This window comes from Nocardioides kribbensis (assembly GCF_015070375.1).
Classification (GTDB): Bacteria; Actinomycetota; Actinomycetes; order Propionibacteriales; family Nocardioidaceae; genus Nocardioides; species Nocardioides kribbensis.
In genome coordinates this window covers 21,563-36,594 of sequence record NZ_JADCLL010000004.1, presented here as the reverse complement: position 1 = coordinate 36,594, position 15,032 = coordinate 21,563, and the positions used below count along the sequence as shown (strand labels likewise).

8 protein-coding genes are annotated in these 15,032 nt (G+C 74.9%); all 8 read right to left on the bottom strand.

The genetic code is table 11. The features are described from left to right. The 8 genes from IR170_RS09610 to IR170_RS09575 all read right to left on the bottom strand — a co-directional run bounded on the left by IR170_RS09610 (position 1) and on the right by IR170_RS09575 (position 14,916). Positions 1 to 525: an MSMEG_0572/Sll0783 family nitrogen starvation response protein gene (locus tag IR170_RS09610; RefSeq protein ID WP_193662237.1), complete on the bottom strand. Its 525-nt coding sequence runs from the start codon at positions 523 to 525 to the stop codon at positions 1 to 3. Positions 526 to 597: 72 nt separating this feature from the next. Further along, positions 598 to 1,428, bottom strand: a complete 831-nt coding sequence (locus IR170_RS09605) for an amidohydrolase family protein (protein ID WP_193662236.1) — start codon at positions 1,426 to 1,428, stop codon at positions 598 to 600. A 79-nt stretch (positions 1,429 to 1,507) separates the two neighbouring features. Then, on the bottom strand, positions 1,508 to 2,047 hold the full coding sequence (locus IR170_RS09600) for a 4'-phosphopantetheinyl transferase family protein (RefSeq protein ID WP_193662235.1): 540 nt from the start codon (positions 2,045 to 2,047) through the stop codon (positions 1,508 to 1,510). After that, positions 2,044 to 2,895 (bottom strand): ABC transporter permease, encoded by an 852-nt coding sequence (locus tag IR170_RS09595; RefSeq protein WP_193662234.1) that lies wholly within the window; start codon positions 2,893 to 2,895, stop codon positions 2,044 to 2,046. Before IR170_RS09595 ends, IR170_RS09600 begins: the two co-directional genes overlap by 4 nt. Next, positions 2,892 to 3,881: an ATP-binding cassette domain-containing protein gene (locus tag IR170_RS09590; protein ID WP_319804999.1), complete on the bottom strand. Its 990-nt coding sequence runs from the start codon at positions 3,879 to 3,881 to the stop codon at positions 2,892 to 2,894. The genes IR170_RS09595 and IR170_RS09590 overlap by 4 nt, the downstream gene beginning before the upstream one ends. Then, the gene (locus tag IR170_RS09585) at positions 3,874 to 4,077 is read right to left on the bottom strand and encodes an MbtH family protein (RefSeq protein ID WP_193662233.1); all 204 of its coding nucleotides are present in this window, start codon (positions 4,075 to 4,077) and stop codon (positions 3,874 to 3,876) included. The genes IR170_RS09590 and IR170_RS09585 overlap by 8 nt, the downstream gene beginning before the upstream one ends. Before the next feature lie 88 nt (positions 4,078 to 4,165). After that, positions 4,166 to 14,425, bottom strand: a complete 10,260-nt coding sequence (locus IR170_RS09580; protein WP_193662232.1) for a non-ribosomal peptide synthetase — start codon at positions 14,423 to 14,425, stop codon at positions 4,166 to 4,168. Next, positions 14,422 to 14,916, bottom strand: a complete 495-nt coding sequence (locus IR170_RS09575; protein WP_193662231.1) for a hypothetical protein — start codon at positions 14,914 to 14,916, stop codon at positions 14,422 to 14,424. The genes IR170_RS09580 and IR170_RS09575 overlap by 4 nt, the downstream gene beginning before the upstream one ends. Positions 14,917 to 15,032 lie beyond the last annotated feature (116 nt).

The window sequence follows — 15,032 nt, the reverse complement described above, 5'->3', positions numbered from 1 at the left end:
TCAGAGGTTGTAGACGGAGTTGATGATGGCGCCCTTGTTGGCGAAGTGGATGACGGCGTCCTGCACGTCGAGCGGGTGGCAGGGGATCACGCCCTCGATGAGGTCCTCCTCGCGCTGGCCGTGCAGGGCCATCCCGAAGCGGCAGCACAGCACCGTGCCGCCCTCGGCGATGAAGGTCTTGATGGCGTCGTTCATGTTCTGGTTGCCGGGGAAGGCGACGTCGCCGGTGGTGGGGAAGCCGCGGGTGTCGGCGCAGGCCAGGGCGCCGGGGCCGTAGAAGTAGAGGGTGGCGTCGAAGCCCTTGCGCAGCGCGCGGGTGGTCTGGAGGACCGCCACGAACGACACCGACGACTCGTGGGGGATGCCGTGCACCAAGGTGAGCCAGGACTGTCCCTCGCTGGCCTGGTAGTCGGGGAAGAGCTTGGTCGAGCCGTAGAGGTTGGTGCCCTTCTCCTGGCTGGGGTGGGGGATCTCCGAGCGGGACTTCTCCATCGCGGCCAGGATCTCGTCGTCGAACACGGACATGTGCTGCTCCTCGGTCGGGGTGCGGGGCTGGGGTGGTGGTGGTGCGGGTGGTGCAGGTGGTGCTGTGGGGTCTCAGGTGCCGTAGAGGGCGTCGAAGTTGGCGTGGAAGAAGGCCTCGGCGAGCGCGCCGTCGCCCGCCGCCGCGGCCAGGCGGGCGTGCTCACCGGCGAAGTCGCCCCAGGGGGCGTCGGTGGCGAAGAGGACCCGGTCGTGGCCCACGCCGCGGCGCTCGATCTCCTGGGCCAACCAGGCCGGCGCGAAGCCGATGGCCCAGCTGGTGTCGGTGTAGACCTGCTTGCCGGCCTCAATCCAGTCGAAGAAGAGGCCGCCGACGAGCTTGAGGTGGCCGCTCATGCCCCCGCCCAGGTGCACGAGGTGGATCTTGGTGGCGTCGCCGTAGGCCTCCACGAGCCGGCCGATCCGCTCGACGTCGGAGGCGGCGCCCGGCGAGGTGTGCACGTGCACGACGAGGTCGAGCTCGGCGGCGGTGGTGAACATCCGCTCGAGCTGCTCGGCGCAGCCGGGGTCGTCGGGCGCCCCGCCCAGCAGGAAGCTGGTCTTGAGCGCGACCACGCCGTCCTCGCTGGCCAGGGCGAGGGCCTCGTCGTTGCGCGCCGCGTCGCTCTGCTGCGGGCTCACCCACAGGCCGCAGCGCACGCGGTCGTCGCGCTGCGCCGCCTCGAGGGCGAGGTGGTTGAGCCCGAAGGCCACCGCGGGGTCCGGCACGCCGTAGTTGGGCAGCACCAGCGCCCGCTCGGTGCCCTCGGCGTCGAGGGTCGCGACGAGCTCGGCCACGGTCTCCAGCGCCGTGGTGTCGGGACTGATCGGCGGGCCGCCGTAGAAGCCGTACGCCGGGAGCCGGCCGATGTGCCGGTGGGCGTCGCGGTGGGCGGTGCGGGTCATGGCGAGAAGCCAACGCCCGCGGTGTTGCCGGGTGGTTTCGCGCGGAAGACGATCCGCGGCGCCACGCGTAAGCGTCGTGTTACGTGCCGGGTCCCGCCGCGGACCGGTCGGCGGGGTGCGCCAGGGCCGCGCGGTGGTCGGGCCCGGCGTCGAGCGGGGTGATCCGCCACCGCGCGCGCACCGCGGGGGCCGGGTCGAGACCGTCGAGGATCCCGACGCCCTCGGCCTTCAGCAGCGCCTCCAGGCGCGTCCACACCTCGTAGAAGGCCCCGACCGGGTCGTCGGCGCCGTGCACGGCTGCGGCATCGGCGGCGCCGAGGTGGTCGCGCACGACTTGCTCGAGATCGGGCAGCGGGCGCACCCGCTCGACGTCGATGCCCACCGGTCGCGAGGAGAGGGCGACCGCCACGAGCCCGTCGGTGCGCGAGACGCTGACGTGCCCGTGCTCGGCCGCCGGGGCCGCGCCGGGGCGACGGGTCACCCGCCCCGCGCCGAGCGCGCCCAGCAGGGCGTACGGCGACGTGCCCGCCGGGGCGAGCCTGACGGCGATCCCGTCGATCCCGTCGATCCCGGCGGTGGTCCCGGCGCCGCTCCCTGCGTCACGGGGCGATGCGATCACCCCCGCGTCAGTCGCTTGTAGCGGGCCAGCACCAGCGGCATGAACACCGCCAGCACCGCCAGCGACGACAGCACGGCGTAGAGCGTCGGGTGCTGCAGGGACCAGGTGTCGGGCTGGGGCAGCGTGGCCGGCGTGGGATTGCCCAGCAGGTCGCGCACCGAGGTGGCGACGGCGGAGACGGGGTTCCACGCGGCGAACTCGCGCAGCGGGGTGGGCATGTTCTCGGCCGACACGAAGGCGGTGGAGATGAGCGAGAGCGGGAAGAGCCAGATCAGGCCTGCGCTCTGGGCGACCTCGACGGTGCGGGCGAAGACACCTACCGTGGCGCCGACCCAGGACATCGCGAAGCCGAAGAGCACCAGCACGAGGAAGGCGAGCGCGGCGTCGGCCGCCGAGCCTTCGACGCGCCAGCCGACGGCCAGGCCGCACAGTGCGGTGACCACGAGGGTGGCGACGCCGACCACCATGTCGGAGGTGGTGCGGCCCAGGATGACCGCCAGGGGCGACATCGGCAGCGACCGGAACCGCTCGACGATGCCCTTCTGGAGATCGTTGGCCAGGCCGACGGTCGTGAAGGAGGCGTTGAAGACCATGCTCTGGGCGAAGATGCCGGCCATGAGGAACCGGCGGTAGTCCTCGCCCCCGAGGCTGCCACCGAAGACGAAGGCGAAGAGCACCACGAACATGACCGGCTGCACCAGCCCCGTGGTGATGCGGCCGGGGATGCGGGCCACGTGGCGCATGTTGCGACCGGTCAGCACGAAGCCGTTGCGCAGCGTCTCGGCCCCGGCGGCGAGCAGCGTGGCCTCCGACGTCACGTCGGTGCGGGTCTCGGTGCGGGTGCTCATACGGGGTCTCCGTCCGTGGTGGTCTCGGCGCCGTGCCCGGTGAGGGCGAGGAAGACGTCGTCGAGGGAGCTGCGGTGCAGACCGAGGTCGACCAGCTCGACCTCGACGCGCGCGAGGTGCGCGAGCAGCTCGGCCATGACCTCGGGTCCCCGGTCGGTGGCGATGCTGGCCCGACCGGTGCGGTGGTCGACCCACGGCTCGCCCAGCCCGACGGCCCCGAGGGCGCGGGCGGCGTGGGCGAGGCCTGCGCCGTCGCGCACCTGCAAGGCGAGGGTCGCGCCCTGCACGCGCTCCTTGAGCTCCTCGGCGCTGCCCCGGGCGATCACGACGCCGCGGTCGATGACGGTGATCAGGTCGGCGAGGCGGTCGGCCTCCTCGAGGTACTGCGTGGTCAGCAGCACGGCGACGCCGTCGAGGAGGAGGTCCTCGATCACGGCCCACATGTCCAGGCGGCTGCGGGGGTCCAGGCCGGTGGTCGGCTCGTCGAGCACGACCACCTGGGGCCGCGCCACGAGCGCGCCGGCGAGGTCGAGACGGCGGCGCATTCCTCCGGAGTAGAGACCCGCCCGGCGACCGGCCACGTCGTCGAGCCGGAACCGGTCGAGCAGCTCCTCGGCGCGCTCCGCGGCCCGGCGGCGCGACATGCCGTAGAGGCGGCCGAGCAGGTGCAGGTTCTCGAAGCCGGTGAGGTGCTCGTCGACGGCGGCGTACTGGCCCGACAAGCCCAGGGCGCCGCGCGCGGCGCGGCTGTGGGCGACGACGTCGTGGCCGGCGATCTCGGCGCGGCCCTCGTCAGCGCGCAACAGCCCGCAGACGATCCGGACGGTCGTGGTCTTGCCGGCTCCGTTGGGGCCCAGCAGCGCGTGCACGGAGCCGGGGGCGACCTCCAGGTCGACGCCGTCGAGGACCTGGTGGTCGCCGAAGCGCTTCCTCAGGCCGGTGGCGCGCAGGGCGGGACGCAGGGGGGCGGCGCGATGCTCAGGCACCGACCGCGACCCCCAGCGTGGTGGGGTCGTCCCAGTTGTCCTCTACCCAGGCCACGGCGTCGGAGCGGGTGGCGTCCTCGAGCACGGCGCGCCAGCCCTGGGGGACCTCGACGAAGACGGGCCACAGCGAGTACTGGCCCTCGTCGTTGACGAGCACGTGGTAGCGGGCGTCGGTGTCCTCGAACGGATTGGTCATCTCGCTCCTCCTCGGGGGTGCGGGTGGTGCGTGGGGTGGTCGTGGCCGCGGGGTCGCCGGGGCACCGTGGTGGTTCGCGGCCGCGCCGTCACCGGTGTGGTCCCGCGAGCGTGTCGCCGACCACAGGGCCCACGTCGACCAGCGCCGTGGGGTCCAGGAGGTCGAAGTGGGCGTGGGGGACCCGGTGCTCGGTGGGTCGTGACCCGACGTACGGCGTCCACTGGTCGGCCAGGGGGGTGCCCTTAGGGCCCGGCGTCGCTGCCACCAGCGTGGTCGGCACGTCGATGCTCGGCGGGTCGCCGGCCTCGCGCAGCACCGCTCCGACCGCGCCGACCGCACCGGCCAGCCGCTGCGCGCCCTCGGCCCCGAGCAGGTCGAGCAGCGCGTCGGCCGAGCCCCCCTGGGCCTCCCGGTAGGCGGACAGGGCTGGCTCGGGATCGTCGGGGTCGGCCGCGAACGGCACGGCGTGGGGGTAGGAGTCCAGCAGCACGAGGTGCTCGACCTCCTCGCCCTCGGCCAGCAGGCGGGCCGCGACCCGGTGGGCCAGGACACCGCCGAGCGACCACCCCAGCAGGGCGTAGGGCCCGTGGGGCCGCACGCGGCGCAGCGCGGTGACGTAGCCGTCCACGAGCTGCTCGACGTCGTCGGGCAGCGGGTCGTCGGCGCTCAGCCCGGGGGCCTGGAGCCCCAGCAGCGGCCGGTCGGCCACGTGCGGCGCGAGTGCGGCGTAGGGCCAGGCCAGGCCCGAGACCGGATGGATCGCGACCAGGGGAGCCCGGTCGCCGTCGGCGCGCAGGGTGAGCAGCCGCTCCAGCCCCGCGGCGCCGGCGACGTCCGCGGCGGGCTCCCCGTCGAGGCGGGCCGCGAGTCCTGCCACCGTGGGGGTCTCGAAGAGGGCCCGCACGGGCAGCGCCTCACCGGTCGCGCTGCGGATCCGCGACACCAGTCGCGTGGCCAGCAGCGAGTGCCCGCCCAGGGCGAAGAAGCTGTCGTCGACCCCGACCTCCGACGTCCCGAGCACCTCGGCGAAGAGCGAGGCGAGCACCCGCTCGCGCGGTGTGCGGGGCGGGGTGCCGCTGCTGCCCCGCACGGTCTCGGGCTCGGGCAGGGCACGACGGTCGAGCTTGCCGTGGGCGGTCAGCGGGAGCTCGGGGAGCACCGCCATCGCGCCCGGCAGCATGTAGGCGGGCAGCCGCTGCGCCGCGGCCGTCCGCACGACGTCGATGTCGAGCCCGACGCCCGGCTCGGCCACCAGGTAGGACGCCAGCGCGGTCGACCCGGAGCCGTCGGTGACGGCGACGGTCGCGGCGCGGGCGACGCCGTCGACGGCGGCCAGCACCGCGTCGACCTCGCCGGGCTCCACCCGGAAGCCACGCACCTTCACCTGTTCGTCGACCCGCCCGGCGAACGCGAGGTCGCCGCGGGCGGTCCAACGGGCGCGATCGCCGGTGCGGTACATCCGCGAGCCGGGAGGGCCGTAGGGGTCGGCGACGAACCGCTCCGCCGTCAGGTCCGCCCGACCCAGGTAGGCCCGGGCCAGCCCGGCCCCGGCGAGGTAGAGCTCGCCGTGCACGCCGGGGGCGACCGGCGCCAGCCGGTCGTCGAGCACCAGGGCGCGGGTGCCTGCGACCGGGCTGCCGATGACGGGGTGCGCCGTGGTGGCCAGGTCGGCCACCACCGCGTCGACGGTCGACTCGGTCGGTCCGTAGAGGTTGACCGCTCGCCCGGGTCGGGTCGCGAGGTCGGTCCAGAGGTCCTCGCCGACGGCCTCGCCGCCCAGCGCGGTGACCGCGAGGTCCGGGAGCCCCAGGCGCAGCAGCTCGGCGACGTAGGACGGCGTCGTCTCGAGCACGTCGATCCCGCGCTCGGAGACCAGCGCCACCAGCGCCTCGGGGTCGACGCGGGTCTCGTCGTCCACCAGGTGCAGCTCGTGACCCGAGAGCATCCACAGCACCGGGTCCCAGGAGGCGTCGAAGGTGACCGCGGTGGTGTGCGCGACCCGCAGCCGGCGTCCTGCCTCGCGCGCGGCGGGCGCCACGAGGGCCTCGCGGTGGTGCGCCAGGAGCGCTGCGAGCGAGCGGTGCTCGACGACGACGCCCTTGGGCTCGCCCGTCGACCCCGACGTGAACAGCACGTACGCCGCGTCGCCGGGTCGCGGACCTTCGGGCAGGGCCGGGGGCTGCGGCAGCTCCGGCACCGCGTCGGTGCCGGTCAGCACGGCGCCGAGATCCGCGGCGTCCAGCACCACGGCGGGGGAGGCGGCCCGGAGGACGGCCTCGGTGCGTCCGGCGGGCTGCCCGGGGTCGAGGGGCAGGTAGGTCGCCCCCGACCGCAGGATGCCGAGCAGACCCACGACGCTGGCCACGGAGCGGGGCACCGCGAGAGCCGCGACGTCGCCACGACCGACACCACGACGAGCCAGCCAGCCGGCCAGTCGGTCGGCCAGCTCGGCCACCTCGGCGTAGCTGAGGGACTCGGGACCGTCAGGACCGGGTGCGACCAGGGCCGTCTCGTCGGGAAGCGCCTCGACCGTGCGTGACCAGGTCTCGAGCACGGTCGCCGCCGCTGGCTCGCGCGTGTCCACGAGGTCGGGCAGCACCGCCCCGCGCTCGACCTCGGTCAGCAGGGGCACCGCCGACAGCGGGGTCGAGGGGGCGTCGAGCCACCGCTCGAGCAGGCGGACCCACCGGTCGGCGAGCGCCTGTGCCGTGCCCTTGTCGTAGAGGTCGAGGGCGTGCTCGAGCACGCCACTGATGCCGGCGGGCGCGCCGTCGGCGTGGTGCTCGGCCACCGAGAACGACAGGTCGAACTTCGCCGAGCCCGCGGCCACCGGTAGCACCTCGGAGTCGAGCCCGGGCAGCCCCAGGTCGCCGGGGGTCTCCGCCTCGGCGGTGAGCATCACCTGGAAGAGCGGGTGCCGCGAGAGGGACCGCTCGGGCGCGAGCGCCTCGACGAGCCGCTCGAAGGGCAGGTCGGCGCGGGCGAACGCCTCGACGTCGGAGCGCCGCACGCGGTCGAGCAGCTCGGGCAGGGTGGGGTCACCGGCGGTGTCGGTGCGCAGGACGAGGGTGTTGACGAAGAACCCGACGAGGTCGTCGAGGGCCTCGTCGCCGCGTCCGGCCACCGGGGTGCCGAGCGGCACGTCCTCACCGGCGCCCTGCCGGGTGAGCAGGGCCGCCAGCGTGGCGTGGAGCAGCATGAAGGCGCTGGCGTCGTGGCGGCGGGCGACGTCGACGAGGCGGCGGTGGAGGTCGGCCCCGATCGCGAACCTCACCTCGCCGCCCTCGTTGCTGCTGTGCGTCGGGCGCGGGCGGTCGGTGGGCAGGTCCAGCTCGGCGGGCAGGTCCGCGAGCCGCTCGGACCACCACGCGAGCTGGTCGGCCAGCTCGCTGCCCTCCTCGGCGGTCCCGCCGAGGACGTCGTGCTGCCACAGGGCGTGGTCGGCGTACTGGACGGCGAGCGGCGCCCGGTCGGGGGTGCGCCCGGCCCGGCGCGCGGTGTAGGCCTCGGCGAGGTCGCGGCCCAGCGGACCGAGGGACCACCCGTCGGCGGCGACGTGGTGCACCACCAGCAGCAGCACGTGCTCCTGAGGAGCGAGGGTCAGCAGGGAGGCGCGCAGCGGACGGTCGACGGCGAGGTCGAACGGCGCCTCGGCGCGGCGGCGCAGCGCGTCCTCAAGATCGGCGTCGGCGACGGCGCGCCGCTCGAGCACGAGGTCGACGTCGTCGTGCACCAGCTGGTGCGGCTCGCCGTCGGTCTCGGGCAGCGTCGTGCGCAGGACCTCGTGGCGCGCGACGAGGTCGCGCAGGGCGGCCTCGAGCGCGTCCTCGTCGAGGTCGCCGCTGAGCCGCAGGGCCAGCGGGATGTGGTAGGCCGCGCTCGAGTCCTCGAGACGGTTGAGGAACCACAGCCGGTGCTGCGCCCACGACAGCGGCACGAGCGCGGGCCGCTGTGCGGCGGTGACGGCACGCCGGGCGTGGGCGGCTCCGGGCAGCCGCTCGGCGAGACGCTCCACGGTGGGCGACTCGAAGAGGGCTCGCACACCGAGCTCGACGCCCAGCTCCGCACGCACCCGGCTGACCAGGCGCGTCGCCAGCAGGGAGTGGCCCCCGAGGTCGAAGAAGCCGTGGTCGACCGGGGCGGGCTCGTCGAGCCCGAGGACCTCGGCGTAGAGCCGCGCCAGGGTCCGCTCGTCGTCGGTGCGGGCCTCGCGGCCGCCGGCGACCGTGGCCTCGGCAGCCGGCAGGGCGGCGCGGTCGAGCTTGCCGTTGGGGGTCAGCGGCAGGGCCTCCAGGCTCGCCCAGGCCGTGGGCACCATGTAGTCGGGCAGGGCCTCCGCGGCGCCCGCGCGCACCACGGCGAGGTCGACCTCGTCGCCGGTGGTGGGCACCACCCAGGCCGCGAGACGGCCGGCGCCGGCCGGGTCGTCCTGCACGGCCACCGCGGCGGCCGCGACGCCGTCCTGCTCCCGCAGCACCGACTCGATCTCACCGAGCTCGACGCGGAAGCCGCGGACCTTCACCTGGTCGTCGACGCGGCCGACGAACTCCAGCACGCCGTCGCGCGTGCGCCGGGCCAGGTCACCGGTGCGGTACATCCGTGAGCCGGGCGCGCCGTGCGGGTCGGCCACGAAGCGCTCGGCGGTCTGGGCCGCACGGCCCGCGTAGCCGCGGGCCAGCGCGGCTCCGGAGAGGTAGAGCTCGCCGGGCACGCCGGCCGGCACGGGACGCAGCCGGGAGTCGAGCACGTGGGCGGCGACGCCGTCGACGGGCAGGCCGAGCACCGGGGTCGGGTGGTCGGCGAGGTCGGCGACGACGGTGTCGACACAGGCCTCGGTGGGCCCGTAGAGGTTGACGCCACGAACCGTGGGGTGGGCACGCAGCTCGCGCCACAGCGCGGAGCCGACGGCCTCGCCGCCGAGCAGGGCGAGGCTGAGACCGGTCTCGCCGAGGCCCTCGGCCATCAGCGCCTGCACGTAGGACGGCGTGGTCTCGACCGCGTCGATCCCCGCCTCGCGCACCAGCGAGACCAGGGCCCCGGGGTCGCGACGGGTGTCGTCGTCGACGAGGTGGAGCTCGTGACCCGAGATCATCCACAGCACCGGGTCCCAGGCCGCGTCGAAGGACACCGCGGTGGTGTGCGCCATGCGGACCCGTCGGCCGAGCCGGCCGGCGGTGGGGTCGTGGAGCGTGTGCCGGTGGTGGGCGTGGAGGTTGCCCAGGGCGCCGTGGTCGACCAGCACGCCCTTCGGGCGTCCGGTCGACCCCGAGGTGTAGGTGAGGTACGCCGCGTCCTCGGGCGCGACCCGGGGGAGGTCGTCCCCGGCGTGCGGCCCGGCGAGCCGGCGACGGGTCGCCTCGTCGTCGAGCAGCAGCGTCGGGGTGCCCTCGGGGAGCCGGCCGACCGAGGCGCCGTCGGTGAGCACGGTGCGTGGTCGGGCGTCGGTGACGATGTGCTCGATGCGGGCGCGGGGGTACTCCAGGTCGATCGGGAGGTAGACCGCACCGGCGCGCAGCACCGCGAGGAGCGCGACGACGAGGTCGGCCCCGCGCGGGAGGGCGACGCCGACCCGCTCGCCGGCGTGGCCGGCGCCGACGAGCACGGCGGCCAGGCGGGCCGAGCGGGCGTCGAGCGCGGCGAAGTCCAGGGCGAGGTCGCCGACGCGCAGCGCGACGTCGTCGGGACGTGCGGCGACGGTGTCGGCGAAGGCGTCCACGACGGTGGCGCGGTGGGCGTGGTCGCGGCGGTCGGTGGCCCCGAGGACGGCGGCCCGCTCGGCGTCGTCGAGCAGGGGGGCCGCCCCGACAGGGGCGCCGGGGTCGCTCGCGACGGCGCCGAGCAGCCGCTCGAAGCGCAGCACGAGGTCGCGCACCGTGGCGGCGTCGAACAGCGCCGGGTCGTACTCGACGGCGCCGACGATGGCGGTGCGCCCGTCGGGCCGCTCGACCTCGCCGAGGTCGACCGAGAGGTCGAACTTGGCACCGGCGGGCCCGGCCGCGGCGTCGACCGTCACGTCGAGCCCGGGCAGCGCGAGCTCGACCGGTGCGTTGTTCTGGAAGGCCAGCATGACCTGGAAGAGCGGGTGGCGCGTGAGCGAGCGCTCCGGGGAGACCTCCTCGACGACCCGCTCGAAGGGCACGTCCTGGTGGGCGTAGGCGTCCAGGGCGGTCGACTTCACGCGCTCGACGAGCTCGTCGAAGGACGGGTCGCCCGAGAGGTCGTTGCGCAGGACGAGGGTGTTGACGAAGAACCCGACGAGGCTGTCGAGGGCCTCGTCGGTGCGGCCAGCCACCGGCACGCCGATCGCGACGTCCTCGCCGGCGCCGAGGCGTCCCAGGAGCGCGGCCAGCGCGGCCTCGACGACCATGAAGAGGCTGACGTCGTGGGCGCGGGCGACCGCGGCGAGCGCGTCGCGCAGGTCGGGGTCGAGGTGGACCTCGACCTGCGACCCGGCGCCGTCGGCCGGGGCCGCGGCGGGCTCGCGGGGCCGGGTCCGGTCGCGGGGCAGGTCGATCTCGGTGGGCAGACCGGCCAGTTGCCGCTTCCAGTGCTCGAGCTGGCGGGCGATCTCGCTGTCGGGGTCGTCCTCCGCGCCGAGCAGCTCGCGCTGCCACAGCGTGTAGTCGGCGTACTGCACCGGGAGGGGCGACCAGTCCGGCGGGACGCCGTTGTCGACCCGGGCGGCGTAGGCCACCGCCAGGTCGGCGGCGAGCGGGCCGAGGGACCAGCCGTCGCCGGCGACGTGGTGCAGCACGAGCGAGAGGAGGTGCTCGTCCTCGCCCAGCCTGATCAGACGCACCCGCAGCGGCAGCTCCCGGGTGAGGTCGAAGCCGCGGGCGATCTCGCGGCGCTGCACGTCGTCGGCGCAGCCGGGGCCCTCGGCCGGGGCGTCGCGGAGGTCGTCGTGCGCCACCTCGAGGTCGACGTCCGCGGGGTCCGCCACGACCTGGCGGGGCTCGCCGTCGATCTCGGGGAAGGTGGTGCGCAGGGTCTCGTGACGCGCCACCAGGTCCTGCACCGCGTGCTCGAGCGCCGCCGCGTCGAGCTCGCCGCTCAGCCGGAGCACAGCAGGGATGTTGTAGGCCGCGCTGCCCGGCTCGAGCCGGTTGAGGAACCACAGCCGCCGCTGGGCGAAGGACAGGGGCAGCTCCTCGGGCCGCGGCATCGGGCGCAGCTCGGTGCGGCTCTGCGGCGCCCCGACGAGCTGCCGGGCGAGCCCGGCGACGGTCGGGTGGTCGAAGAGCGCGCGGATGGGCAGCTCGGCGCCCGCGGCGCTGCGGATGCGGCTGACCAGGCGGGTCGCGAGCAGCGAGTGCCCGCCAAGGTCGAAGAAGTCGTCGTCCACGCCGACCTTCGGCAGTCCGAGGGTCTCGGCGAAGAGACCGGCCAGCAGCCGCTCCTGCGGGGTCTGCGGGTCGCGGCCCGCGCCGGCCGCCGTCTCCTCGCCGGTGGGGACGGGCAGGGCCTCGCGGTCCAGCTTGCCGTTGGGCGTCAGCGGCATCTCGGGCAGCACGACGTAGAGCGCCGGCACCATGTACGCCGGCACCGCGGCCGCGACGGTCTCGCGCAGGGCGGCCGGGGTCAGCGACGCGGGGTCGCCGGCGACGTAGGCCACCAGCTGCTGCACGCCGTCGCTCTCGCGGACGACCACGGCGGCGGCGCGGACGTCGTCGCGCTCGCCGAGCCGGGCCTCGATCTCACCGAGCTCCACCCGGAACCCGCGGACCTTGACCTGGTCGTCGACGCGCTCGAGGAACTCCAGCACGCCGTCGGCGCGCCAGCGGGCGACGTCGCCAGTGCGGTACATGCGGTCGCCGGGTCCGCCGAAGGGGTCGGCCACGAAGCGCTCCGCCGTGCGGCCCGGCTGGTCGAGGTAGGAGCGGGCCAGGCCGGCTCCGGCGAGGTAGAGCTCGCCCGGCGCGCCGACCGGCTTCATCTGCAGGCCCGGGTCGAGCACGTAGGCACGGGTGTTGGCGACCGGGCGGCCGATGACCGGGGAGTCGTGGCCGCCGATGCGGGTGGTGACGACGTCGACGGTCGACTCGGCCGGGCCGAAGAGGTTGTAGGCGAGCAGGTCCTCGCGCGCGCCCAGGAGATCCCACAGCTCGCGCCCGACGGCCTCGCCCCCGAGCGCGACCACGCGCACGGAGTCGCCGGCCCGGCCGAGGAGGCCGGAGGCCACCAGCTGCTCCATGTAGGTGGGGGTGGTCTCGACGAAGTCGATCTCGCGGGTGGTGAGGAAGTCCACCAGGGCCTCGGGGTCGGCCATCGTCCGCTCGTCGACCAGGTGCAGCTCGTGGCCGCCGATCAGCCAGAGGATCGGGTCCCACCCGGCGTCGAAGGACACCGGGGTGATGTGGGCGACCCGCAGCGGCCGCCCGCCGACCGCGGCGCGCGCGGGGGCGAACATCTCAGCACTGTGCGAGACGAACAGGTTCACCAGCGAGCGGTGCTGCACCACGATGCCCTTGGGGCGGCCGGTGGAGCCCGAGGTGTAGACGACGTAGGCCGGGTCACCGGCGCCGACACGTCCACCGCGCTCTTCGTCGGTGACCGGGGCGTTGGAGCGGCCGAGCACGTCGGTCAGGACATCGGGGTCGTCGAGGACGAGCAGCGTGGCGCCCTCGGGGAGCTCGGGCAGCCGGTCGGCGACCGAGACGTCGGTGACCACGACCCGGGGAGCGACGTCGCCCAGCATGTGGGCCACCCGCTCCGGGGGGTACTCCGGGTCGATCGGCATCACGACGGCGCCGGCCTTGTGCACCGCTGTGAGGCTGATCGCGAACTGCGAGCGCCGGGGCAGCGCGACCGCGACCGCGGTGCCGCGCCCGGCGCCGTGGGCCAGCAGTAGGCGGGCCAGCCGGTTGGCCCGGCGGTCCAGCTCGTTGAAGGTCGCGCTGGAGTCGGAGGCGACCAGCGCGGTGGCGTCGGGGGTGCGACGGACCTGGGACTCGAAGAAGTCCAGCACGGTGCGCTGCACGACGTCGACCGCGGTGCCGTGGGTGGCGCCGGCGATGACGTCGCGGTCGGCGTCGGAGGCGATGCGGATGGCCCCGACGGTGGAGCCGTGGTGGCGGGCGACCGATCCCAGGGTGACCAGGAATCGGGAGAGGTGCCCCTCGAGGGTCGCGGTGTCGTAGAGGGCGGGGTTGACGTCGACGTCGATGCGCAGGCCCTCGCCGTCGGGGGCGCGGGAGACGACGACCGACATGTCGTCGACCGGCCCCACCGACAGGTTGTGCAGGGTCCCGGGGTGGCCGCCGAAGTCGAGCGTGCCCTCGATGGGCAGGATGTTGATGGTCGGCCCGGCGAGCCGGGCGTCGCGGCCGAGGCCGAGGTCGGCCCGGATGTCCTCGGGGCGGTAGCGCTGGTGCTTGAGCAGGCTCCGCACCCGGCTGGAGACCTGGGCCGCGAGGTCGGTGATCGCGGTGTCGGGGCGCACGTCGAGGCGCAGCGGCACGATGTTGGAGACCATCCCGGGCACGGCCTTGGAGGTCTTGCCCCGTCGCGCGGTGACCGGGAGTCCCAGCACGACGTCGCGGTCGCCGGTGAAGCGGTGGAGGTAGGCCGCGAAGGCGGCGATGAGCAGGGTGGAGCGCGAGACTCCCATGTCCTTGGCTGCCGCCACCAGGGCCTCGGCGGTCGCCGCCGGCACGTCGCGGCTGCAGCGGGAGAGCTGGTCGGGCAGGCCCTGCGGCGGGTCGGCCAGCAGGGTGGGCGAGGGGTTGCCGTCGAGCGCGCGGGTCCAGAAGTCGCGGTCCTGGGAGCGGTCCGAGGCGCGGTACTCCCGGTCGTCGTCGACCAGGTCGACCAGCGGACCGGTGAAGGGCTCACCGGGGTCGGTGCCGTGCACGAGTGCGTTGTAGACCACGTTGACCCGCAGCATCGCCAGCGTGGCGCCGTAGCCGTCGAGGGCGAGGTGGTGGATGCGCTGGTAGCAGAAGGTGCGCCCGTCGGCCACGCGCAGCAGCGCGACGGAGAAGAGCGGCGGTGCCGCGAGATCGACCGGTGAGCGGAGCTCCTGCTCCATCCACGACCGGGCGGCCCCCTCCGGGTCGTTCTCGTCGCGCAGGTCGAGCTCGAGCAGCTCCCAGTCCACACCGTCGCCGACGAGCTGGAAGGGGCCGTCGGCGTCCTCCCCGAAGCCGGCGTGGAGCGCGTCGATCTCGTCGATCGTCATAGCCCAGGCGTTGCGGTAGGCGGCGCCGTCGATCTCGCCGGGCACGTCGAGGTAGTGCGCGATGTTGAGGACGACGTTGTCGGGGTCCAGCTGCTGGGCGTACCAGAGTCCGCGCTGGGCCGCGGTGAGCTCGAGGCGGACACCGTCGAAGGCGGGCGCGGCGCTCATCGCACGACCAGGACGATCAGACCGGCGAGGTCAAGGCGGGTGCTGGGCGTGGCCGCTGTGGGCGCGGAGCGCTGGCCCTGCAGCGCCCCCGCCTGCTGCTGCTGGCGGCCTCCGCTCTGCTGCTGGGCGAGGCCGAGCTGCTGCTGGTCGCCACGGGAGTCCTGTTGCTGGGCGCCGAGCAGCTGGTCCTGCGTGCGCCCGCGGTCGTCGGACTGCCGGGAGAGCAGGCCGGCCTGCTGCTGACCCTCCCGCGAGCTCTGCTGGGCGCCGAGCAGCTGCGACTGGCGCCGCTCACCCGAGTGCGAGGTCGAGAGCACGCCCAGCTGCTGGCTGCCGTCGGCGTCCTGCTGCTGCAGGCCGACCAGCTGGGACTGCCCGTCGGCCGGGAACCTGTCGGTGCGGGACCCATCAGCCTGCGCGGCGCCGGCGCCGGTCGCGACCAGGGCCGCGCTCGCGAGGGTGGACAGCAGGGCGGCGCGCTTGGGTGACATGTCATCCAGAGAACCAGTGAGGCGGCGGCTAATCACGCAATGGGGCTGTCGACCACGTCACCCGCCCTCGCACCCATCCGTTGCGAGCGCCGCGACGAAGGAGCAGACGACGAGCC